Here is a 21,923-nt window from a genome sequence, read left to right on the forward strand (position 1 = left end):
CTGCGCGGTTCCCGCCGACGACTTGTTAATATTCTGAAACAAATCCCTCGCTGGCCCTTTGCCATGGCCACCCTCCGCCTGATCTATACCCCAGCTATTGGCCTGGCAATTTCGCTGGCGCCGAGGAGGGAGCAATGGGTGTACTGCAAAAACTACAAGAACGCATCCGCCAGAAGGGCCTCAAGCGCACCTTCAAGACTTTTTTCGAGCGCTACGTGTTTTTCCATTGGGAACTGCTGTGGATGGAGCGCGACCTGATCAGTCCGGTGCCGCCGCACAGCCTCAAGGCGCATACGCCGGTCACCCTGGTGCAGATCACCACGGCCAATGCCGATGCCTTTGCCCGACATTTCGGCGACCGTGTCGAGACCATGCGCGAGCTGGCCGCCGAGGGCCATACCGGGCACATGTACCTGGATGAGCAGGGCGATGCCGTGGCATTCATCTGGGCCAGCGTGGTCGATTACCACGACAAGCATTACTACGGTTGCACCTTCCCGGTGAAACCCGGCGAGTTCTTCGAGTTCGGCGGCGAGATGACGCGGCCGTACTTTGGCAGCGAGTTGTCGGTGACGGCCCAGGTCGAGCTGTGGAACACCATGCGCGAGAAGGGCTGCCACAAGGTGGTGGACGTAGTGGAGACCCACAACGTGCCAGCAATGAAACTGCACCTGCGCATGGGCTACCACGAGCAGGGCCGGGTGATGCATGTGTACGGCCTGTTCGGTCGCTGGAAGCTGTTCCGCGAAACCCGCTACCACGGCTCGCGCCTGGCAGTGCTGCGCAAGCCGGGCGTGGCGCGGGCGCTGCCCACTACCTGAGGGCACAGGATTTGTAGGAGCGGCTCCAGCCGCGATGAAGCCAACGTGGTGTATGGCACCAGCTTCGCTGGTGATCGCGGCTGAAGCCGCTCCTACAAGGAACTTGAGCTGTTCGGGCATTTTTTTGCTAGCGTTGGCGCACGACAACAGCCCGTCCGCCAGCATGGCGCGACGCCGCAGGGAGCGCGCCATGAGCAGCCTTACCCAACCCGCCTGTGCCTTTCGTCATGTCGCCGCCGACGGCTATGGCCTCGGCGGATTTCGCTGGCGCCACGCCGAACCCGACCCCCTGCGGCCACTGGTGATCATCAACGCCGCCACCTCGGTGCGTTGCCGCTACTACTCGCGTTTCGCCGACTACCTGTTCGCCCAGGGCTTTGACGTGCTCACCTACGATTATCGCGGCATCGGCGAGTCGCGCCCGGCCACGCTGCGCGGTTTCCAGGCGTCCTGGAGCGATTGGGGCCGGCTGGACTTCGAAGCGATGTTGCAACTGGCCGCCGCCGAGCATCCAGGCCAGCCGATGCATGTGGTCGGCCACAGCTTCGGCGGTTGGGCGCTCGGGTTGGCGCCGTCGGCGGGGCAGGTGCGCCATGCGCTGCTGGTGGGCGCGCAGTTCGCCTACTGGCGCGACTATGCGCCGGAGCAGCGCTGGCAGCTGTTCGGCAAATGGCACGTGGTGATGCCGCTGTTGACCCGGATGTTCGGCTATTTCCCCGGCAAGCGCCTGGGCTGGCTGGAAGATACTCCGGCCGGCGTGGTGCGCGATTGGGTTGCCCGTACGCCGCGTTACGAGCAGCGGCCCAGTGGGCGGCTACTGTCGGCTACGCCATTTGCCCAGGTACAGGCGGCGACCCTGGCCATCAGCCTGACTGACGATCCGTTCGGCACGGTGGCGGCCACTGAACGATTGTTGGGGTACCTGCAAACGGGCGAGCGGCGGCATCTGCGGGTGGCGCCTGTGGATATCTCGGTCGGGGAGATCGGGCACTTCGCGTTCTTTCACGATCGGTTTCGTGAAAGGCTGTGGCCGATTGCGCTGGAGTGGTTGCAGAAGGGGCGCCTTGAGGCTGGAACACCAGGCCGGCTCATCAGTTGATGTCCGGTTGGGACCGCACAGCGGCCCCATCTGCTATCAGCCCAGGCGCGCAAGTGGCTGGGTGGTGAACTTCACCCCGGCCAGCCCATGCTTGATCAGCGCACGGATATTGCCATGGTCGCTGCCCTCGGGCGTGGCGACCACGCTACGGTAGTGCTCACCGAAGGCCAGCAGGGCCTCCTGGTCGCTCAACCCTTCGAGCAGCGCCAGGCCCAGGGTCTTGCACGAACCTTCGTTCTGCCCGGCGGCGTTGTGCACGTCGCCATTGTCGAAGGCCTGGGGCTGGTAGCTGTAGTTCGCGGCGATGAAGGCCAGGGTGTCGGCAAAAACGTGTTCGCCGCTGGCGAGGCTGCTGCGCAGGGTATTCAGGTCAGTCACGCGGTTTTCCTTGTTCGAACGCCGCTTTCTGCTCGGCGCTGGCTTCGTTCTGGTATTGGGCTTTCCAATCGGCATAGGGCATGCCGTACACCTGCTCACGGGCATCGTCCAGGCTCAGCTCGATCTGGCGATCGTCGGCGGCGGCCTTGAGCCACTTGGACAGGCAGTTGCGGCAGAAACCGGAAAGGTTCATCAGGTCGATGTTCTGCACGTCGGTACGTTTTTGCAGGTGGTCGACCAGGCGCCGGAACGCGGCGGCTTCGAGTTCGAGCTGTTGTTGCGGGGTCATGGGCGATCTCTTCAGGTCATGCGGTTCTTCAGATGGCGGCCACCGTTGATGACCACCTGGCTGCCGGTGCTGTACTGGCTTTGCAGCAGGAACAGCACGGCGTCGATCAGTGGGCGGGCGCCGGGTTCGAATTCGAGCAGGGCCTTTTTCAGGGTCTGCTCGCGGTACTGCTCGTCGCCGCCTTCCTTGAGGATCAGCAGGCCAGGCAGGATACCGTTGACCCGCACCTTGGGCGCGTACTTTTCGGCGAACGACAGCACCATGTTCTGCAGCGCGGCCTTGGTCGCGGCATAGCCGATGTGGCTCTTGCTGCCGCGCGAGGAGGTCTCGTCGCAGATGTGGATGATGTCGGCCTTGTCCACCTTGTTCAGCAGCTCGCCGAGGGCGAGGTTGAGGTGGTAGGGCGCCTCGACGTGCAGGCGGAACATGGTGTCGAGGTTGTCCAGGCCATCGTCGAGCCACAGCGAGGCATTGTGGATGATCGCGCGCAGGCCGTCGTACTCACGTTGCAGGTGCTCGATCAGGGCCTGGCGGTCTTCGCTGCGGGTCAGGTCGGCCTGGAACTGCCGGATGTTCGGGTGGGCAGCCTGCCCCTGCAAGGTGCGGCTGGCGCTGACCACCGTATGGCCGGCCTGGGCTAGCTCCATGGCCAGGGCCAGGCCGACGCGCTGGCTGGCGCCGGTGATGAGGATTGGGCTGTTCATGTTCGGGCGGTCTGTTCGTCTGTCCGTGCGTGATGCCCCAGCATACCCGAACTGCGCGGCCTTGCGAGCCCGTGCCTCAGCGGCTGCGCAGCCCCTGGGAACGCGCGGTGGCGGCGCGTGGCGTGGCGTTGAGCCAGCCGGCCAGCAACCGGGTGGACAGCGGGATGAACAGGTACACCATCAATGGCGTCAGGGCCAGGGTACTGAGCAGCACTCGAGGCAGCAGGTCGAGTGGCGCCAGCCAGTGGCCGAACAGCAGGTTGAACAGTAGCGAAACCGGAAAGAACGCCAGCCAGATGGCCGTTGCCTGCTTCCAGCGTGGTGGTTTTTGCACTGTATTGGTGCCGAACCAGTCGTCGATACCGCTCACGCGCCTCTCTTTGGGGCGCTTGAACAGGCCGTTGCCGCGTTCCAACCAGGCCCTGCGCGAGGCGGAATGCTCCCAGGCGTGCATGGTCTGTTCGCTGGCGAAGCGGAAGATGATCTGGAATTCGTCGCCCTCGCTCGGCGGGGCGAGGATGCCCGAGCCCAGGTAGCCGGGAAAGTCGGTGGCCAACTGTTCGCCTTCGTGCAGCCAGGCCAGCAGGTCCTGGTAGCGGCCGCAGGCGGCGCGGCGCGACACCATCAAGGTGACGGGTGGGGTAGACATCGTGTATCTCCTGACGACGGGGCTGGCGGGTAGCCGGCCCCTGGCTTACGGCCCGGGGTGATGGGCGGCGCAGGCGGACTTGCAAGAATCGGGCACGGATTATCGCCGATCAATCATGACCGGTCAGTTTCAATGGCTGGACGGTCGTCAGAAGGTGTTGGGTGCCTGGGCGTGCAGCTCGGGGTGGGCCTTGCGGTGGGCCTGGAGGATGTACTCGCGCAGGCGCTCGACCTCTTCGGCCGGAGTGTGGGTCAGGTCGTAGGCGGCGAGGCGCGGGCCGATGCGCCGGCGCAGCGCGCCGTGCAGGCCGATCGGCGGGATGTCCTCGGCGGCGAAGCGCAGGTTGAATTGCGCAGGGGCTTCAGCCCCACCGCGCACTTCCAGCAGCACACCTTTGAAGGAAATGTCGCGTACCCACAGGTCGCTGGCCTGGCCGTGATCGTCCAGCAACGCGATCGGCTGCTGCAGCGAAAGGCGCCAGGGCCGCAGCATGGGGCCGTCCTCGTAGATGTCCGGCGAGCCCAGTTGCAGGTGCAGGGCGTGGAATTCATCCTCGACCAGTTGCAGGGGGAAGCTCAACTGCTGGTTGTTGAAGCTGGCCTGCAGCGTCACCTGCTCGTTGGCCACCAGGCGGGTGAGCAGGTCCTTGAGACGACGGTCGCCATTGACCAGCAGGCTCGACATGGGGTCGGCCAGGTTCAGTTGGGGCGAATGCTGCATGTCCTGGATGAAATCCAGTTCGTCCTGGGAGAGTAGGGCGTCTGCTTGCATGGTCTGACTCGAAGGGGCGATCGGTAACGGCGATTTCTTCACGGTGGTGGACAGTGGTCAATCCGCTTCGTTCCGGTCATTCGTCGGATAATCCTGAAGCCTGTGACTTTAGCCGGAGGCGGCCTTTTGCCACTGTCGAGTGCTAGTATCCTACGTTTTCACTCAGTTTCGGAATCCTCACCCGATGAAAGTCGCCATTATTTCCGGTTCGGTGTACGGCACCGCCGACGAAGTCGCCCGCCACGCCGAGTCGCTGCTCAAGGCTGCCGGCCTTGAAGCCTGGCACGCGGCACGCGCCACCCTGCAGGACATCGAGGGCTTTGGCCCCGACGCGTTGCTGGCGGTGACCTCGACCACCGGCATGGGCGAGCTGCCCGACAGCCTGATGCCGCTGTACAGCACGATCCGCGATGTGCTGCCGGCGGCCTGGCGCGGCTTGCCAGGGGCGGTGATCGGCCTGGGCGATTCGAGCTACGGCGATACCTATTGCGGCGGCGGCGAGCAGATGCGCGAGTTGTTTGCCGAGCTGGGGGTGAACGAAGTGCTGCCGATGCTGCGACTCGATGCCAGTGAGACCGTGACACCAGAGACCGATGCCGAGCCGTGGCTGGCGGAGTTCGCGGCTGTGCTGAAAGGCTGATTTTGCCTGGGCCGGCCCCGCGACAGGGCCGGTCGCCTCAATGCATGCCTGAGTCTTCACGCAACAATGCCAGCCACGCCTGCGCCGCCCGCGACAGATAAGCCCCGCGTCGCCAGATGAAGGCGATGTCCCAACGCAGGTACTCCGGCGCCCGCAACGGCAAGCGCACCACCCCGGGTCGTTCCAGTGCCCGTGCGACGATCGCCGGCAGCAGCACCACGCCTTGCCCGGCCGCCACCAATGCGGCAAGAAAGTCTGCCTGGCCGCTACGCCCACCCTCCTTGGGCGTGAAGCCTTCCTGCTGGCAGGCGCTGAGCAATCGATCGTTGAGCACGAAACTGCGCTGGTACAGCAGAAACGGCGTGTCGGCCAGCTGTGCCAGGGCGACGTCGACCTGCCCGGCCAGCGGGTGCCCGGCGGGCAGCAAGGCTTCCAGTGGTTCATTGCAGAACGGCTGGTAGTCGAACGCCGGATCGTTCGGCGTCAGGCTGCCGCCCAGCTCCAACTCGCCACTCTTGACGGCTTGCTCGACCATGCGGCTACCGCCTTCGAGCAGCTGGATCGAGATATTCGGATGGCGTCGCCGGTACTCGGCGAACAATCCGGCGAACAGCGCATCGCTACCCAGCAGCGGCAGGCCCAGGCGCAATTCGCCGCGGGCCATCTGGCTGAGGTCGTCCAGTTCGCTCAGCAGTTCCTGGCGTTGGCGCAGCAGCGCCTCGCCGCGCTCCAGAACGATGCGCCCGGCGGCAGTCAGCAGCAACTGTGAGCCCTGGCGTTCCAGCAGCGGCTGGCCGATGTCCTGTTCCAACTGGGCGACCTGCTTGCTCACCGCTGATTGGCTGACGTGCAGGGTACCCGCCGCCTGGGTGAAGCCGCCTTTGTGGACGACTTCGATGAAACTGCGCAGCTGTTTGAATTCCATGTATGCCGGATTCCTTTTTGGAATGGCTGTCAGTCTAACAATTCGCTTCTGGCCTAGGGGGCCGACTTTTACAATGGGCTCGTTGTCGAGGAACTCCCGCCCATGAATCCTGCATTATTGAAAAAGACCTTGCGCCTGCTCGCCGAGCTGACGGTGTTGCTGGCGCTGTTCCTGATCGGTGGCCAGATGGCCGCCTGGCTTGGCTGGCCGATTCCTGGTGGTGTGATGGGCTTGGCCCTGCTGCTGGCACTGTTCGCCACTGGCCTGCTCAAACCCGCCACGCTGCAACTGGGTGCCGGCTGGCTGATGGCCGAGATGCTGCTGTTCTTCATTCCCGCGCTGATGAGCCTGCTGGACTACGGCAGCCTGCTGCGCAGCGAGGGCTGGCGCATCCTGCTGGTGATCGCGCTGAGCACCCTGCTGGTGATGGTGGTCACCGCGGTCACCGTCGAGCTGGTGTGCCGTTGGAGGCTGCGCCATGAGCCTTGAACCCATGCCGCTGTTCTGGCTGGCCCTGACCCTGGGCGCCTACCTGGGCAGCCGCTGGCTGTACCGGCGCAGCGGACGCTACCTGCTGTCGCCGCTGATCCTGGTGCCGGCCTTGCTGCTGGCGGTGGCCGTGCCGCTGCACACCGCCTACGCCGAATACGCCCGCAACACGCATTGGCTGATGGGCGTGCTGGGCCCGGTTACCGTCGCCTTCGCCGTGCCGATCTGGCAACAACGGGCACTGCTGGCGCGGCACTGGCCGGCGCTGCTGGTCGGCATGCTCGCCGGCAGCGTAGCTTCCATCGGCAGCTCCTGGGCGCTGGCGCACCTGCTCGCGCTGGACGATGCGGTCAGCCTGTCGTTGCTGCCGCGCTCGATCACCACACCGTTCGCCATGCCCGTGGCCCAGGACCTGGGCGGCGTGCCGGAGCTGACGGCGGTGTTCGTGATGTTTACCGGGGTGCTCGGGGCGATGTTCGGCGGCATTCTCCTGCGTTGGCTGCCCTTGCGCACACCGCTGGCACGGGGTGCTCTGTTCGGTGTCGGCGCCCATGGCGCGGGGGTGAGCCGCGCCCAGGAAGTCGGGCGCGAGGAAGGCTCGGTGGCCGGCCTGGTCATGGTCCTGACCGGGCTGCTCAACCTGTTGGCCGCGCCGTTGCTGGTGATGCTGGTCTGACCGTTCATGCCACTGACTCGCACGGTCATCAGGCTGGCTGCCAAGGCGACTTATCACCTTCGTATAGGCCTCTAGACTGAGCCTCGACATAGAGAGCACATGTATGTGCCGAGGTGACATGCAATGAACGCAGCCTTGCCCTCTTCCGACACTTATCCACCGGGACGACCGTGATGCCACTGGCCGAAATTCCATTGTGCGTCTGGCGCACCCGGAGCCAGGGTTTCACTTTCCGGGGCCAGAGCATCCGCTACTGGACGGCAGGGCAAGGAGAGCCCCTGCTATTGCTTCACGGTTTCCCCACGGCCAGCTGGGATTGGCACTACCTGTGGGCACCCCTTACCCAGCGTTTTCGCGTGGTGGCCTGCGACATGCTTGGCTTCGGCGATTCGGCCAAGCCTGCGGACCACGACTACAGCCTGCTCGAACAGGCCGACCTGCAGCAGGCCTTGCTGGCGCACCTGCATATCGACCAGCCGGTGCACCTGCTGGCCCACGACTACGGCGGCAGCGTTGCCCAGGAGCTGCTGGCCCGGCACCACGAACAGCGGCTCCAGGTGGCCAGTTGCGTGTTCCTCAACAGCGGGCTGTTCCCCGAGAGCTGCCGGGTGCTGCTGGTCCAGAAGCTGCTGCTCAGCCGCCTGGGCTGGCTGGTCGGGCGCTCGTTCGGGCGCGACGACCTGGTGCGCAACGTCACCCAGGTCTATGGCCCGTGCACCCATCCCAGCGAGAGCGCCCTGGATGACTACTGGAGCCTGATAGCTTCCAATCGTGGCCCACGGATACTGCACAAGCTGGTCAGCTTCCTGCCGGAGCGCCGGGCCCAGCGCGAACGCTGGGTCGCCGCGCTGCAACGCCCGGGCGTGCCGCTGCGCTTCATCAATGGCGCGGTCGATCCTTTGTCCGGCGCGCACATGGTCGAGCGCTACCGGGAAATCGTCCCGGATCCGGACACCGTGGTGCTGCAGGGCATCGGCCATTACCCGCACACCGAGGCACCGGTGCAGGTGCTGCGCCACTACCTGGCCTTTCGTGAACAACCGATGAGCTATGTACCACTGAAGGTCGCCTGGTCCTGACCGGGCGATCATCGCCGGGCGTTATCAAGCGGCATTCGCCACGGTGCGCTTGATTGCCCGGCCCCGGCGGCTGGCGGAGACTGCGTTGCATCCCTTCATTGCCAGGAGCCTTGAGCATGAGCGAACCAGTACGTCTGCAGGATCGAGTGGTGATCGTCACGGGGGCCGGTGGCGGCCTGGGCCGGGCCCATGCGCTGCTGTTCGCCGCGCGCGGCGCCCACGTGGTGGTCAACGACCTGGGTGGGTCTACACATGGTGAAGGCGCCAACGCCTCGGCGGCCGACCGCGTGGTGGCGGAGATCCGCGCCGCGGGCGGCTCGGCGGTCGCCAACCATGACTCGGTCACCGATGGCGCGCGTATCGTCGAGCAGGCCCTGGACACCTTCGGCCGGGTCGATGTGCTGGTCAACAACGCCGGCATCCTGCGTGACAAGACCTTCCACAAGATGGAAGACAGCGACTGGGAGCTGGTCTACCGCGTGCACGTCGAAGGCGCCTACAAGGTTACCCACGCGGCCTGGCCGCATCTGCGGGCACAGAACTGGGGGCGGGTGATCTTCACTTCGTCCACTTCGGGCATCTACGGTAATTTCGGCCAGGCCAACTACGGCATGGCCAAGCTCGGCCTCTACGGGCTGACCCGGACCTTGGCCATCGAGGGCCGCAAGCACGGCATCCTGGTCAACGCCATCGCCCCGACCGGTGGCACGCGCATGACCGAGGGGCTGATCCCGCCGCAGGTGTTCGAGCGTCTGCAGCCCGAGCTGATCAGCCCGTTGGTGGTGTACCTGGGCAGCGAGCAGTGCCAGGACAGCGGCGAATTGTTCGAGGTGGGCGGCGGCTGGGTGGGCAAGGTGCGCTGGGAGCGTAGCCAGGGCGTGGGCTTCGATCCGCGTGAAGGGTTCACCCCCGAGCAGGTGGCGGACAACTGGGCGCGGATCGGTGATTTTGAGGGCGCGCAGCACCCGCAGGACAGCCTGCAGGCGTTGCAGCAGATGATGGCGAACCTGCAGAAGTATCCGTTGGGTTGATTGGCGCCTACCTTGCGATTCTTGCAGAAATAAAAAAGGCCGCTGCAATCGCAGCGGCCAATCGAGACGTTAGATCAAGGAGCTTCAAAATCAACGTCGGTGAACCTGGGCGGGCGCGAAAAGCAGGGGGGAGAGCCCTTCGTGCCGGCCAGTGAGATCAGAATAAGCGCATGATCCCGTGGGAAAAATAGCCGCTTATGACATTCACCTTTACGTTTCGAGTAAAAGTGCGAGGCGGACTATAGGCCGCTCTCGCAGGAAAAGTCCGTAATGCTTTGTAAGCCCTTTCACTGATCCGCGCCGTATCCCATTCGCCAGCTGGTCGCCTGGGTGGCGGCCAGCAGGCGCCGGGCGGCCGGGCCGTGCTCGTCGGCGTGGAAGATCGAGGTCGGACCGACCACGGTCATCACTGCGGCGACCTGGCCCATGGCGTTGAACACCGGCGCAGACAGCGCGTCCACCCCCGGCATCAGCAAACCGTGCACATGGTGCAGGCCGCGCTGGCGGATCTGTTCGAGCAGGGCGGCATAGTCGTCCGCCGTCTGACCGAGCGCTGCCAGTTCCCGGTCGCGCAGCTCCACGGTCTCGCGCTCGGGCAGGTGCGCGGCGAACACCAGCCCGGTGGACGAGCTGAGCAACGGCAGCACCGAGCCGATCTGGGTCACCACCGTCACCGCCCGCACCGCCGGCTCGATGCTCACCACGGTCGCGCCCTGGTTGCCCCACACGGCGATAAAGCAGCTTTCGTTGAGCTCGTCGCGCAATTGCGACAGTGGCAGCGCCGCCACCTTCAGCACATCGATGCTGCCCAGGGCCGCCATGCCCACTCGCAACGCCTCGCGCCCCAGCCCGTAGTGGTTGGTGGCCGGGTCCTGTTCGGCGAAGCCGCTGGCGATCAGCGCCTGCAGGTAGCGGTGTACCTTGCTCGCCGGCATGTCGACATGTTCGGCCAGGCGCGACAGCGAGGTGGAGGGAGAAAGTTCGGCCAGGGCCTTGAGGATGTCGGTGCCGACTTCCGCCGAGCGGACCTTCTGTTTGCCGTTGTCGGTGCTGCTGGCTTTGGCCATGGGGGACTTCTATGCAGATTTCATGGGGTGGCGCCTTTATAGCTTGACGCCTGCGCGCGGGCAAATTACGTTATTCGTAATCTGATTACGATAAAAACAATGCAGACGCGCTGCCGCCCTTGGTGCCGGTTTCAGGATCGGGCTCCGCAGCCAGCTGCCCGAAACGGCTCCCAGCAGCCCGGAGGCACCGATGACCCGCGACACATCCCCTGAACTCAAGTACCTGAGCGGCTTCGGCAACGAATTCGCCAGTGAAGCCCTGCCCGGCGCCCTGCCGGTCGGGCAGAACTCGCCGCAGAAGACTCCCTATGGCCTGTACGCCGAGCTGCTGTCGGGCACTGCGTTCACCATGACCCGCAGCGAATTGCGCCGTACCTGGCTGTACCGCATTCGCCCCTCGGCCCTGCACCCGCGCTTCGAGCGCCTGGAGCGCCAGCCGCTGACCGGGCCGTTGGGAGGCGTCAATCCCAACCGCCTGCGTTGGAGCCCGCAACCGATTCCTTCCGAACCGACCGACTTCATCGACGGCTGGCTGCCAATGGTGGCCAACTCGGCATCGGAAAAACCGGCCGGCGTGAGTATCTATATCTACCGCGCCAACCGTTCCATGGAGCGGGTGTTCTTCAATGCCGACGGCGAGTTGCTGCTGGTGCCCGAGCAAGGCCGCCTGCGCATCGCCACCGAACTGGGCGTGCTTGAGGTCGAGCCGCTGGAGATTGCGGTGATCCCGCGGGGCATGAAGTTCCGGGTCGAACTGCTCGATGCCCAGGCCCGGGGCTATATTGCCGAGAACCACGGCGCGCCGCTGCGCATCCCGGACCTTGGCCCGATCGGCAGCAATGGCCTGGCCAACCCGCGTGACTTCCTCACCCCAGTCGCCCATTACGAAGAGAGCGCCGGCCCTGTGCAGCTGGTGCAGAAGTTCCTCGGCGAACACTGGGCCTGCGAGCTGCAGCACTCGCCCCTGGACGTGGTCGCCTGGCACGGCAGCAACGTGCCGTACAAATACGACCTGCGCCGCTTCAACACCATCGGCACGGTCAGCTTCGACCACCCCGACCCGTCGATCTTCACCGTGCTGACCTCGCCCACTAGCGTGCATGGCATGGCCAACATGGACTTCGTGATCTTCCCGCCGCGCTGGATGGTGGCCGAGAACACCTTCCGTCCACCATGGTTCCACCGCAACCTGATGAACGAGTTCATGGGCCTGATCCAGGGCGCCTACGACGCCAAGGCCGAAGGCTTCCTGCCCGGCGGCGCTTCGCTGCATGGGGTGATGAGCGCCCACGGCCCCGACGCCGAGACCTGCGACAAGGCCATCTCGGTGGACCTGGCGCCGCACAAGATCGACAACACCATGGCCTTCATGTTCGAGACCAGCCAGGTGCTGCGCCCGAGCCGCCAGGCCCTCGAAAGCCCGCAGTTGCAGGCCGACTACGATAGTTGCTGGGCCACCTTGCCGAGCACCTTCAACCCGAACCGGAGATAACCGATGAACCACACCGCCATTGCCCGTAGCTGGGTCGAGCACGCCAACGGGCACCGCGACTTCCCGTTGCAGAACCTGCCCCTGGGCATCTTCAGCCGCCCAGGGCAGGCGCCACGTTGCGGCGTGGCCATCGGCGACGCGATCCTCGACCTCGAGGCCGTGCTGGCCGCCGGGTTGTTCGAGGGGGCGGCCAAGGCTGCCGTCGAAGCCACCGTCGGTGGTGCGCTGAATGCCTTCTTCGCCCTTGGCCGCGAGGCCCGTGTCGCCTTGCGCGAGCGCCTGCTGGCACTGCTGGGCGAGGGCAGCGAGCACCAGGCGGCCATGAAGGCCGCGCTGTACCCGGCTGATGAATGCCAACTGCACCTGCCGGCGAAGATCGGTGACTACACCGACTTCTACGTCGGCATCGAGCACGCCAAGAACGTCGGCAAGCTGTTCCGCCCGGACAATCCGCTGCTGCCCAACTACAAGCACGTGCCGATCGGCTACCACGGCCGCGCCTCGACCATCCGCCCGTCCGGCACCGACGTGCGCCGCCCCAAGGGCCAGACCCTGCCGGCGGGCCAGACCGAACCGAGCTTCGGCCCTTGCGCGCGCCTGGACTACGAGCTGGAACTGGGCATCTGGATTGGCCAGGGCAACGACATGGGCCAGCCAATCCCGATCGGTGACGCCGCCGAACACGTGGCCGGCTACTGCCTGCTCAACGACTGGTCGGCACGCGATATCCAGGCCTGGGAGTACCAGCCGCTGGGCCCGTTCCTGTCCAAGAGCTTCATCACCACGGTGTCGCCGTGGGTGGTCACCGCCGAGGCCCTGGAGCCGTTCCGCTGCGCCCAGCCGGCCCGTCCGGAGGGTGACCCGCAGCCGCTGTCGTACCTGCTGGACAAGCGCGACCAGGCCGCCGGCGCCTTCGACATCGAACTGGAAGTGCTGCTGCTGACCGAACGCATGCGCGAGCAGAACCTGCCGGCGCATCGCCTCACGTTGAGCAGCACCCGCAGCATGTACTGGACCGTGGCACAGATGGTCGCCCACCACAGCGTCAACGGCTGCCAGCTGCAACCGGGCGACCTGTTCGGCTCGGGCACCCTGTCGGGCGCGGCGCCAGGCTCGTTCGGCAGCCTGCTGGAGATCACCGAAGGCGGCAAGCACCCGGTGGAACTGGCCAGCGGCGAAGTGCGCAAGTTCCTCGAGGACGGCGACGAGATCATCCTGCGCGCCCGTTGCGTGCGCGATGGCGTGGCCAGCATCGGCTTCGGCGAATGCCGTGGCACCATCGTCGCGGCCGGCTGAGGAGGGCAGGGCGATGGAACTGTTCACCTACTACCGCTCCACCTCTTCGTATCGGGTGCGCATCGCCCTGGCGCTCAAGGGCCTGGATTACCAGGCCCTGCCGGTAAACCTGCTCAAGGGCGAGCAGCGCGGCGCGGACTACCTGGCGCTCAATCCGCAAGGGCGGGTGCCGGCCCTGCGTACTGATGCTGGCGAGTTGCTGGTGCAGTCGCCGGCGATCATCGAATACCTGGAGGAAGCCTTCCCGCAAACGCCACTGCTGCCCCGTGCGCCCGAAGCCCGGGCCAGGGTGCGCGGCGTGGCGGCGATCATCGGTTGCGATATCCACCCGTTGCACAACGTCAGCGTGCTCAACCAGCTGCGTCAGTTGGGGCACGACGAGGGCCAGGTCAACCAGTGGATCGGTCACTGGATCAGCCAGGGGCTGGCGGCGGTGGAGCAACTGATCGGCGATGAGGGCTTCTGCTTCGGGGCGACACCCGGCCTGGCCGACGTCTACCTGATCCCGCAGTTGTACGCGGCCGAGCGTTTCAACATCGACCTCGGCGGCTACCCGCGCATTCGCCGGGTGGCCGCCCTGGCCGAGCAGCACCCGGCCTTCCATCAGGCCCACCCGGCGAGGCAGCTCGACACGCCCGACTGATCGCCACCGCCCGCACCTGCACTCATAACAACAAAAGACAGGGACCTTGCGATGCACAACCAGATAGCCAGCTTTCGCGCGGCGCTAGACGCGCGCCCGGTGTCCCCCTACCAGTGGCGCCTGCTGCTGCTGTTGATCCTGCTGTTGGTCACCGATGGTTATGACGCCCAGGTGCTGGGCTACGTGATCCCCGCGCTGGCCCAGGACTGGGGCCTGGAAAAGGCCGCTTTCGGGCCGGTGTTCAGCGCCAACCTGCTGGGGCTGACGGTCGGTTCGCTGGCGGTGACGCCACTGGCCGACCGCTTCGGCGTGCGCCGGGTGCTGCTGTGCTGTGTGATGCTGTATGCCAGCCTGACGCTGCTGATGGTGTTCGCCTCTTCCCTCGACAGCCTGATGCTGGCGCGCTTTCTCTGCGGTATCGGCATGGGCGGCGCGATGCCCAGCGCCATGGCGCTGATGGCCGACTACGCGCCGCCCCGACTGCGCACCTTGATGGTCACCCTGGCGGCCTGCGGTTTCTCGCTGGGTGGCGCTGCGGGGGGCTTCGTCGCCGCGGGCTTCATCGATCATTACGGCTGGCAGGCAGTGTTCCTTGCCGGCGGTGTGGCGCCCTTGCTGCTGTTCCCGTTCCTGGCGCTGTTCCTGCCCGAGTCGCTGCCGCGCCTGCTGCGCGACGCCCCGCCCTATGCACGGTTGCAGCGGGTCACCGCTCGCCTGCTGCCGGGCTGGCAGGTACCGGCGGCGCGCATCGCCACCGACGAACCGGCGGACAGCAAGCTCACCGTGGTGGCGTTGTTTCGCGAGGGGTTCGCCCGGCCCACGCTGCTGCTGTGGAGCACCTTCTTTGTCAGCCTGATCCTCTTGTACTTCATGATCAGTTGGCTGCCGTCGCTGCTGCAGGAAAGCGGGCTGGCGCTGAACCAGGCCAACCTGGTGACTTCTCTGTTCCTGTTCGCCGGCACCTTCGGCGCGGTGTGCCTGGCCTGGTGCGCCGACCGCATGGCCAACAAGGCCCACTTGTTGGCGGGCGTGCTGCTGGGGGCGGCGCTGTTCAGTGTGCTGGTCGGCCTCAACCATGACGATCCGCGCTGGCTGGTGCCCAGTGTGTTCGCCGCCGGGTTCTGCATCATTGGCGGGCAGTTGACGCTCAATGCCTTCGTCAGCAACTTCTACCCGGCCCAGGTGCGCGCCACCGGTACCGGCTGGGCCTTGGGTGTCGGGCGCTTCGGCTCGATCCTCGGACCTTTGCTTGGCAGTCTGCTGCTGACCTTGCACATGCCTGTGGAGCAGATCTTCTTCTTCTGCGCCGTGCCGGCGCTGCTCGGCGCGCTGTTGATCAGCCGGGTGCGCGCACCGCAGCCGCGCGAAGCGACGGTGAAGGGCGAGGCATTAGTGGATTGAGCGTTTGCCGTTGGGCAACTGGCCGAGGCGTTCGGTGAGCTTCAGGCGCTCCACCGGGTCGTCGGTCAGCAGCAGGGCGTGCTCCAGGTCGAAGCGCTCTGCCTGGGGGCAGTCCAGGTGCTGGTACAACGTGGCCCGCGCCAGGTAGTCGCCGACCTGCACCGGGCCCAGTTGCATGACCCGCTCGGCGTCGATAAGCGCCGCGAGGTCGTTGTCGTTGCTGATATGCAACTGGCGCAGGTTGCGCGACAGGCGCTGGAGCATCTGCATCGGCGAGGCGCTGCGCAGGTGCTCGGCGGTCAGCGGCAGCTGTGGGCCGAACTGGCGGGCGAGCAGCTCGCGGCAGTCGTTGGGGTACAGGCGCCGGCCGCCGCAAGGGTCGAGCAGGTGATCGGCACCGGGCACCCGCAGCAGGAAGTGGCCGGGAAAATTCACGCCCTCCAGGGGGATCGACAGGCGGCGGGCCAGTTCCAGGGCAAGGATCGCCAGCAGCAGCGGTTGTCCACGCCGGCGTTGCAGCACTTTGTCCATCAAGGCCACGTGTGGGCGCAACGGGTGGTACTCGTCCTGCTGGTAGCCCAGTGCGTTGAGCTGACGCAGCAAGGGCTGGGCCAGTTCGTTGACCGGCAGCATCGGCAGGCTGGTGCTGACTTCGCGTTGCAGCTCATGCAGCCTGGCCAGGCTGGCCGCGGGCTCGACAGTGCGGTCATGCTCGGCGGCGATCCACAGCGCGGCTTCCAGCAGGGCGACCGGCTCGCGTTCCAGGCAGGCCAGGCAGGCTTGGCGTGGGTTCATGGGGCTTCTCCATCACGCTTAACTTGTAGCCCTGGCGCGGCTTTTCGTCCAGTGGTCCGCCCGCGCGGTGTGCGGCCTTGACCTGTTTATACTGGTAGGAGCACCTCTCGGGGGAGCCCGTCGATGTTCGCGCTCATGCAAAGCACCCGCACCCAGTCACTGCACCTGTTCATCGACCCGCCCACGGGTCTGAAGGCCGTGGTGGCGATTCACAGCGAACAACTGGGCCCGGCCATGGGCGGCTGTCGCTACCTGCCCTATGCCGACGACGAGAGCGCCATGACCGATGCCATCCGCCTGGCCCAGGGCATGAGCTACAAGGCGGCCTTGGCTGGCCTGCCGATGGGCGGCGGCAAGGCGGTGATCGTGCGCAATCCGCATGTGGAAAACCGTGCAGCGCTGTTCGAGGCGTTCGGGCGCTTCGTCGACACGCTTCAGGGGCGTTTCATCACCGCGGTGGACAGCGGCACCTCGACCCTCGACATGGACTGCATTGCCCAGGCCACCCCCTATGTCACCAGTACCACTGCCTCGGGCGATCCTTCGCCCCATGCGGCGCTGGGCGTGTTCGCCGGCATCCGCGCCACCTCGATGGCAAGGCTTGGCAGTGACAACCTGGAGGGGTTGCGAGTGGCGGTGCAAGGGTTGGGCAACGTCGGCTATGCGCTGGCCGAGCAACTGCACGCGGCGGGTGCCGAGCTGTTGGTGAGCGACCTGGATGCAGGCAAGGTGCGCCTGGCGGTGGAGCAGCTCAATGCGCACCCGGTGGCACACGAGGCCTTGATCAGCACGCCGTGCGACATCTTTGCGCCGTGTGGCGTCGGGCCGGTGTTGAACGGGCAGAGCGTGATGCAACTGCGTTGCGCGGCAGTGGCGGGGTCGGCGAACAACCAGTTGACCACGCTGCAGGTGGCCGACCAGTTGGAGAACCGGGGCATCCTGTATGCGCCGGACTACGTGATCAATGCCGGTGGGCTGATCTATGTGGCGCTCACCCATCGGGGCGAGGGGCTGGGGACCATTACCGCGCACTTGGCGCGGATACCGTCGCGGCTGACCGAAGTGTTCGCCCATGCCCAGGCGGAGAAACGTTCGCCGGCACGGGTGGCGCAGATGCTGGCGGAAAGATTGCTGTACGGCTGAAAGCCATTTCGCGGGGCAAGCCCGCACCCACGAGATTTTCCATGGATGCGGGCCGTGCGGGCTTGCCCCGCGATGGCGTCATTCCACCGCGCCGCCTTCGAGCAGCTCCGCCAGCGCATCGGGCTGGCTCTTGAATGCCCGGGCGAACACATCGCGGTTCTTGGCCATGTAGATGCCGGCTTCCTCTACCTGCTGCTCGCTCATCGAAGGCACGGCCTTGTGCAGTACCTCGGCCAGGCGTTCGGCCAGCTCGAGCATCTTGTCGTGACGGTCTGCTTCGGCCTTATCCATGAACAAGCGCTCCGGGTCGCGGCTGCTGCGGTACACCACTTCGACGGCCATTCATCACCTCTGTGCCTTTTTGCTGATTGGGTTGCGGACAACTGTATTTTTATACAGTACATCGCCAGGCCATCACCCTGCAACCGCAATGATGGCCAGGCAAACTGAAAATCAGCGTAGCCCACAGGTGCCCTGCGGCAATCGACCGCCTTCCAAGACAGGAGCCATGGCCCTTTAACTGCATGGCACCAGACCTTCAGTATCAGGAATCGAACATCGTGAACATCAAATGGGCAGAAAAGCTGCGCAAGGGCCTGCACGGCTCCGCCGACTCGCTGGGCAACCTGTGTGTGGAGGCCTTCCACTACCTGGCGCTGTTCGGTATCGGCGCGATCACCGCCTATGCGGCGGTGGTGACCTTCCTGGACATGCTGGGCAAGGGCGGGGTGAGCGTGGATGACATCCTGCTGCTGTTCATCTACCTGGAGCTGGGGGCGATGGTGGGGATCTACTTCAAGACCAACCACATGCCGATCCGCTTCCTGCTCTACGTGGCGATCACCGCGCTCACGCGTTTGCTGATCGGTGATGTCTCGCACCACAAGGCACCGGATGTCGGCTTGCTGTACGTGTGCGGCGGTATCCTGCTGCTGGCGTTCGCCATCCTGGTGGTGCGCTATGCGTCGTACCGCTACCCGTCGACCAAGGCGCTGGATGCCAGCGGCAAGGAAGTGGACGAGGGCAAATAGCCCTCAGTTGGCCAGGCCGGCGGCAGGAAAGCGGCGCTCGCCCTGCGCGGGGCGGGTCAGGGCGGCAAGCACTTCCAGCGGGTTCTGCCCCAGCTCGATGGCCAGGCCCAGGCGGATGCTGTCGATGACCCGCTGCAGGCGTACCGGGTCATTGCGCTGGGCCTGGCTGATCAGGCGCTTGGCAACCACTCCACTGTCGTCGGAGAGGGTCAGCATGATGCTGCCGTCCAGGCGCTCGATGCTCAGGTTGACCCGATACTCCGGGGCGAAGGCGGCGCTGATCTGATCAAAGGGATTGTTCATGGTCGGGTTCTGCAGTGAATGATTGCAGAAGTTGACCGGGCTCGGCCGAGGTTGGTTCAGGCCCGCTGATCGGTGAACAACGAAAACGCCCGGCGCAAGGCCGGGCGTTCTTGTCTGACCCGTTGTCGGTCAGGCGTCTGGATCACTCAGTTCCAGGGCGCCGCGCTTGCTGCGCAACTTGCCGTAGAAGTGTTCCAGGGCGTGGTTCAGTTTGCTGGCGGCGCCATCGACGGCATGTTCCAGCGAAGTGGCGGTGTGGGTCACGGAAATCGGTTGGTGACCCTTCGGGCGAGCCTCCATCTGGCAGCGTTTGTCATGGGGACCGGGCTTGGCGCCGTTTTCGTCACGCAGGTGGACTTCAATGCGGGTGAGGTCATCCTCGTAACGTTCGAGGCTGCTTTGCAGGGTACTGCGGACCCATTGGTCGAGACGGATGTTGCCTTCGATATGGTTGCTGCTGTTGACCTGGATTTGCATGATTCAATCCTTATTCAGCTTGCTCGCGAGAGGCGCGCCTAGGCCACTGAGGACGTTGGTTTTCCTGCGCCTCTTGACTCTAAAGTCAGGCAAGCGCCGGACGAATTCAAGCCCTTTCTGAAAATAAATTTCCTGTTGTAATTCGCTCCGCTCACAACGATGACGGCCGATCACTGCAATCAATAATGCTGGGCCATCCGCCAGGCGGCCCCTAAGCTCAGGCGCATTTCCTCACCCGTCGGGAGCGCCGCATGTCTAGCAACCCTCTGTTCCAGCCCTTCACCCTCGGCACCCTCGATCTGCCGACCCGCGTGGTCATGGCGCCAATGACCCGTACCTTCTGCCCCGGTGGCGTACCCCATGACGCAGTGGTCGACTATTACCGTCGCCGCGCCGCCGCCGGTGTCGGGTTGATCATCACCGAAGGCACCACGGTCGGGCACAAGGCCGCCAATGGCTACCCCAATGTGCCGCGCTTTCATGGCGAAGATGCCCTGGCCGGTTGGAAGCGTGTGGTCGACGCGGTCCATGCCGAAGGCGGGCGCATCGTGCCGCAACTGTGGCACGTGGGCAGTGTGCGCCGCCTGGGCACCGAGCCGGATGCCGAGGTGCCGGGCTATGGCCCGAGCGGCAAGGAGAAGGATGGCCAGGTACTGGTCCAGGAGATGAGCCACGACGACATTCGCGAGGTGATCGCCGCCTTCGCCCAGGCCGCGCGCGATGCCCAGGCCATCGGCATGGACGGTGTGGAAATCCACGGTGCCCACGGTTACCTGATCGATCAGTTCTTTTGGGAGGCCAGCAACCGTCGCGACGACGAATACGGCGGTGACCTGGCCGGACGCTCGCGTTTCGCCATCGAGCTTATCCAGGCCGTGCGCGCAGCCGTCGGCCCCGACTTCCCGATCATCCTGCGCTTCTCGCAATGGAAGCAGCAGGACTACAACGCACGCCTGGTACAGACCCCGGAGGCCCTGGCGGCATTCCTCAAGCCCTTGTGCGACGCGGGTGTGGATATCTTCCACTGCTCTACCCGGCGCTTCTGGGAGCCGGAATTCGAGGGCAGCGAGCTGAACCTGGCCGGCTGGACCCGCCAGCTCACCGGCAAGCCGACCATCACCGTGGGCAGTGTCGGCCTGGATGGCGAGTTCCTGCAGTTCATGGTCGCCACCGACAAGGTGGCCAAGCCGGCCAGCCTCGAAGGCTTGCTGCAACGCTTGCAGGACCAGGAGTTCGACCTGGTGGCTGTGGGTCGTGCCTTGCTGGTGGATGCCGAATGGGCGCGCAAGGTTCGCGAGGGGCGTGAAGCGGACGTGCTGCCGTTCAGCCGTGAGGCGCTGACGACCCTGGTTTGACCATCAAGGGCGGCGCCTGTTCGCGGGTAGCCTGCAACCCGCGGCAGGCATCGTACAGGTAACCCTCGAACTGCTCGATGATCGCCGGCCAGCCCTGGCGGCTGGCGTGCTGGCGGGCATTGAGGCGCACCCGGCGCAGGGTTTCGCTTTCCTCCAGCAGCCAGCAGGCGGCGTCGATGAACGCCGCCTGATCGCCCGGCATGGCCAACGCGCCGCTGTGGCCGTGGCGGATGTGCTGGGCGGCGGCGGCTTCATCGTAGGCGACCACGGCAAGGCCCGAGGCAAGCGCCTCGAGCACCACGTTGCCAAAGGTCTCGGTCAGGCTCGGGAACAGGAACAGGTCGCCGCTGGCATAGTGCTCGGCCAGCACCTCGCCGCGCTGCGCACCGCAGAACACCGCATCGGGCAACTGTTGTTCGAGCTGGCCGCGCAGTGGGCCATCGCCGACGATCACCAGGCGCAGCCGCCGGTGCGGGTAGGCCCTGCGCAGGGCTTCCATGCAGGGGCGCAGCAAGGCCAGGTTCTTCTCCGCGGCCAGGCGCCCGACGTGCAACACGGCCAGGTCATCCACGCCCAGCCCCCACTGCTCGCGCAGGGCCTGGCTGCGCCGCGTCGGGTTGAACAGGCCGGCATCGACCCCACGGGCCATCAGGCCAAGGCGTTCGAAACCGCGGCGTTCCAGTTCCAGGCGCTGGCTGATGCTGGGCACCAGGGTGATGGCGGTACGCCGATGGAACCAGCGCAGGTAGTGGGTCAGCAGCCGCGACAGCAGCCCCAGGCCATACTGCCCCGAATACTGCGCAAAGTTGGTATGAAAGCCACTGACCACCGCCACGCCCAGGCGCCGGGCGGCGCGCAGGGCGCTCAGGCCCAAGGGACCTTCGGTGGCGATGTACAGCACGTCCGGACGCTGCCGGCGCCAGCGGCGCCAAAGCTTGTGCATCGACACTTCGCCCCACTGCAGGCCGGGGTAGCCGGGCAGTGGCCAGCCACGGCACAGCAGCAGTTCGTCATCGTTGCCCGTTGCGCTGTCGGCGGCCTGTCGCGGGCGGATCAGTTCGACCTGATGCCCGCGCTGGCGCAGCCCCTCGCTGAGGCGGCCGAGGGTGTTGGCCACGCCATTGATCTCAGGTGGGAAGGTTTCGCTGACCAGTGTGATGCGCAAGGACGGTGTGTTCATGGCAAAAAGTGTCCGACGCCCCCATTGCGGCCATATGACGCCTTTGTGACGTGCGGATGACGCCTGATTTCCGGCAGTTTCATCCGTATGAATATTTCCTTGCAACGCACTCAAGAACTCTCGGGACGCAGCCGATGCAGATGCATTCGACTACGGGAATACGCTCCGGGAGAGCGGCCATGTTCAACA

Annotated in this window: 26 protein-coding genes; 14 read left to right on the forward strand and 12 right to left on the reverse strand. The window is 65.5% G+C overall.

Features of this window, described 5'->3' with window-relative positions; translation table 11 throughout:
- Positions 1–134 precede the first annotated feature (134 nt).
- Positions 135–821, forward strand: a complete 687-nt coding sequence (locus ACODS9_RS02975) for a GNAT family N-acetyltransferase (RefSeq protein WP_401106534.1) — start codon at positions 135–137, stop codon at positions 819–821.
- 190 nt (positions 822–1,011) lie between these two features.
- Entirely contained in the window at positions 1,012–1,920 is a 909-nt protein-coding gene (locus ACODS9_RS02980; protein ID WP_489093194.1) for an alpha/beta hydrolase family protein, read from the forward strand.
- Between the two features lie 36 nt (positions 1,921–1,956).
- On the opposite strand, the gene ACODS9_RS02985 is transcribed toward ACODS9_RS02980, so the two are convergent.
- The 5 genes from ACODS9_RS02985 to ACODS9_RS03005 all read right to left on the reverse strand — a co-directional run bounded on the left by ACODS9_RS02985 (position 1,957) and on the right by ACODS9_RS03005 (position 4,711).
- Positions 1,957–2,298, reverse strand: coding sequence for a HopJ type III effector protein (locus ACODS9_RS02985; RefSeq protein ID WP_023630528.1), 342 nt, complete (start codon positions 2,296–2,298; stop codon positions 1,957–1,959).
- Positions 2,291–2,587 carry a DUF1244 domain-containing protein gene (locus tag ACODS9_RS02990; protein ID WP_023630529.1) on the reverse strand — a complete coding sequence of 99 codons (297 nt, stop codon included), beginning with the start codon at positions 2,585–2,587 and terminating at the stop codon, positions 2,291–2,293. The genes ACODS9_RS02985 and ACODS9_RS02990 overlap by 8 nt, the downstream gene beginning before the upstream one ends.
- 11 nt (positions 2,588–2,598) lie before the next feature.
- Positions 2,599–3,291, reverse strand: a complete 693-nt coding sequence (folM, locus tag ACODS9_RS02995) for a dihydromonapterin reductase (protein WP_489093195.1) — start codon at positions 3,289–3,291, stop codon at positions 2,599–2,601.
- 76 nt (positions 3,292–3,367) lie between these two features.
- Entirely contained in the window at positions 3,368–3,940 is a 573-nt protein-coding gene (locus ACODS9_RS03000) for an antibiotic biosynthesis monooxygenase (RefSeq protein WP_489093196.1), read from the reverse strand.
- Positions 3,941–4,087: 147 nt separating this feature from the next.
- Positions 4,088–4,711 (reverse strand): hypothetical protein, encoded by a 624-nt coding sequence (locus ACODS9_RS03005; protein WP_489093197.1) that lies wholly within the window; start codon positions 4,709–4,711, stop codon positions 4,088–4,090.
- A 184-nt stretch (positions 4,712–4,895) separates the two neighbouring features.
- Between ACODS9_RS03005 and ACODS9_RS03010 the strand changes: the two genes are divergently transcribed.
- A complete protein-coding gene (locus tag ACODS9_RS03010; RefSeq protein ID WP_401106546.1) occupies positions 4,896–5,351 on the forward strand; it encodes a flavodoxin in 456 nt (151 codons plus the stop codon).
- 37 nt (positions 5,352–5,388) lie between these two features.
- On the opposite strand, the gene ACODS9_RS03015 is transcribed toward ACODS9_RS03010, so the two are convergent.
- A complete protein-coding gene (locus tag ACODS9_RS03015) occupies positions 5,389–6,276 on the reverse strand; it encodes a LysR family transcriptional regulator (RefSeq protein WP_401106548.1) in 888 nt (295 codons plus the stop codon).
- Positions 6,277–6,378: 102 nt separating this feature from the next.
- On the opposite strand from ACODS9_RS03015, the gene ACODS9_RS03020 reads away from it, so the two are divergent.
- The 4 genes from ACODS9_RS03020 (at position 6,379) to ACODS9_RS03035 (ending at position 9,551) form a co-directional block, all read left to right on the forward strand.
- Positions 6,379–6,765 (forward strand): CidA/LrgA family protein, encoded by a 387-nt coding sequence (locus ACODS9_RS03020; RefSeq protein WP_489093198.1) that lies wholly within the window; start codon positions 6,379–6,381, stop codon positions 6,763–6,765.
- Positions 6,755–7,441, forward strand: a complete 687-nt coding sequence (locus tag ACODS9_RS03025; RefSeq protein ID WP_046857092.1) for an LrgB family protein — start codon at positions 6,755–6,757, stop codon at positions 7,439–7,441. The genes ACODS9_RS03020 and ACODS9_RS03025 overlap by 11 nt, the downstream gene beginning before the upstream one ends.
- 173 nt (positions 7,442–7,614) lie before the next feature.
- Positions 7,615–8,520, forward strand: coding sequence for an alpha/beta fold hydrolase (locus ACODS9_RS03030; protein ID WP_046857091.1), 906 nt, complete (start codon positions 7,615–7,617; stop codon positions 8,518–8,520).
- A 116-nt stretch (positions 8,521–8,636) separates the two neighbouring features.
- The gene (locus ACODS9_RS03035) at positions 8,637–9,551 is read left to right on the forward strand and encodes an SDR family oxidoreductase (protein WP_110604425.1); all 915 of its coding nucleotides are present in this window, start codon (positions 8,637–8,639) and stop codon (positions 9,549–9,551) included.
- A 287-nt stretch (positions 9,552–9,838) separates the two neighbouring features.
- On the opposite strand, the gene ACODS9_RS03040 is transcribed toward ACODS9_RS03035, so the two are convergent.
- Positions 9,839–10,618, reverse strand: coding sequence for an IclR family transcriptional regulator (locus ACODS9_RS03040; protein WP_094010273.1), 780 nt, complete (start codon positions 10,616–10,618; stop codon positions 9,839–9,841).
- Positions 10,619–10,808: 190 nt separating this feature from the next.
- On the opposite strand from ACODS9_RS03040, the gene hmgA reads away from it, so the two are divergent.
- The 4 genes from hmgA to ACODS9_RS03060 are packed head-to-tail and all read left to right on the forward strand — an operon-like array spanning position 10,809 to position 15,450.
- Positions 10,809–12,110: a homogentisate 1,2-dioxygenase gene (gene hmgA / locus ACODS9_RS03045; RefSeq protein WP_489093199.1), complete on the forward strand. Its 1,302-nt coding sequence runs from the start codon at positions 10,809–10,811 to the stop codon at positions 12,108–12,110.
- Positions 12,111–12,113: 3 nt separating this feature from the next.
- Positions 12,114–13,406 (forward strand): fumarylacetoacetase, encoded by a 1,293-nt coding sequence (gene fahA, locus ACODS9_RS03050; RefSeq protein ID WP_489093200.1) that lies wholly within the window; start codon positions 12,114–12,116, stop codon positions 13,404–13,406.
- A 13-nt stretch (positions 13,407–13,419) separates the two neighbouring features.
- The gene (gene maiA / locus ACODS9_RS03055; protein WP_401106563.1) at positions 13,420–14,049 is read left to right on the forward strand and encodes a maleylacetoacetate isomerase; all 630 of its coding nucleotides are present in this window, start codon (positions 13,420–13,422) and stop codon (positions 14,047–14,049) included.
- Between the two features lie 51 nt (positions 14,050–14,100).
- Positions 14,101–15,450 (forward strand): MFS transporter, encoded by a 1,350-nt coding sequence (locus tag ACODS9_RS03060; RefSeq protein ID WP_401106565.1) that lies wholly within the window; start codon positions 14,101–14,103, stop codon positions 15,448–15,450.
- On the opposite strand, the gene ACODS9_RS03065 is transcribed toward ACODS9_RS03060, so the two are convergent.
- The gene (locus tag ACODS9_RS03065; protein WP_401106568.1) at positions 15,439–16,245 is read right to left on the reverse strand and encodes a SirB1 family protein; all 807 of its coding nucleotides are present in this window, start codon (positions 16,243–16,245) and stop codon (positions 15,439–15,441) included. The genes ACODS9_RS03060 and ACODS9_RS03065 overlap by 12 nt on opposite strands.
- 123 nt (positions 16,246–16,368) lie before the next feature.
- Between ACODS9_RS03065 and ACODS9_RS03070 the strand changes: the two genes are divergently transcribed.
- Entirely contained in the window at positions 16,369–17,388 is a 1,020-nt protein-coding gene (locus ACODS9_RS03070; protein ID WP_023631473.1) for a Leu/Phe/Val dehydrogenase, read from the forward strand.
- A gap of 78 nt (positions 17,389–17,466) precedes the next feature.
- On the opposite strand, the gene ACODS9_RS03075 is transcribed toward ACODS9_RS03070, so the two are convergent.
- Positions 17,467–17,730, reverse strand: a complete 264-nt coding sequence (locus ACODS9_RS03075; protein WP_023631474.1) for a YebG family protein — start codon at positions 17,728–17,730, stop codon at positions 17,467–17,469.
- Between the two features lie 218 nt (positions 17,731–17,948).
- Between ACODS9_RS03075 and ACODS9_RS03080 the strand changes: the two genes are divergently transcribed.
- The gene (locus ACODS9_RS03080; RefSeq protein WP_031315617.1) at positions 17,949–18,419 is read left to right on the forward strand and encodes a phosphate-starvation-inducible protein PsiE; all 471 of its coding nucleotides are present in this window, start codon (positions 17,949–17,951) and stop codon (positions 18,417–18,419) included.
- 3 nt (positions 18,420–18,422) lie between these two features.
- On the opposite strand, the gene ACODS9_RS03085 is transcribed toward ACODS9_RS03080, so the two are convergent.
- Together ACODS9_RS03085 and ACODS9_RS03090 are read right to left on the reverse strand one after the other, a co-directional pair.
- Positions 18,423–18,722 (reverse strand): DUF3509 domain-containing protein, encoded by a 300-nt coding sequence (locus tag ACODS9_RS03085; protein WP_046857083.1) that lies wholly within the window; start codon positions 18,720–18,722, stop codon positions 18,423–18,425.
- A gap of 129 nt (positions 18,723–18,851) precedes the next feature.
- Positions 18,852–19,199 (reverse strand): HPF/RaiA family ribosome-associated protein, encoded by a 348-nt coding sequence (locus tag ACODS9_RS03090; protein WP_023630676.1) that lies wholly within the window; start codon positions 19,197–19,199, stop codon positions 18,852–18,854.
- A gap of 251 nt (positions 19,200–19,450) precedes the next feature.
- Here ACODS9_RS03090 and ACODS9_RS03095 point away from each other — a divergent pair, with 251 nt between their 5' ends.
- Positions 19,451–20,554 carry an NADH:flavin oxidoreductase gene (locus ACODS9_RS03095; RefSeq protein WP_401106576.1) on the forward strand — a complete coding sequence of 368 codons (1,104 nt, stop codon included), beginning with the start codon at positions 19,451–19,453 and terminating at the stop codon, positions 20,552–20,554.
- On the opposite strand, the gene ACODS9_RS03100 is transcribed toward ACODS9_RS03095, so the two are convergent.
- The gene (locus ACODS9_RS03100) at positions 20,523–21,734 is read right to left on the reverse strand and encodes a glycosyltransferase family 4 protein (protein WP_489093201.1); all 1,212 of its coding nucleotides are present in this window, start codon (positions 21,732–21,734) and stop codon (positions 20,523–20,525) included. The two genes, ACODS9_RS03095 and ACODS9_RS03100, sit on opposite strands and share 32 nt — an antisense overlap.
- Positions 21,735–21,923: the final 189 nt, after the last annotated feature.

The sequence above is a fragment of the Pseudomonas sp. FG36 genome (assembly GCF_057809275.1).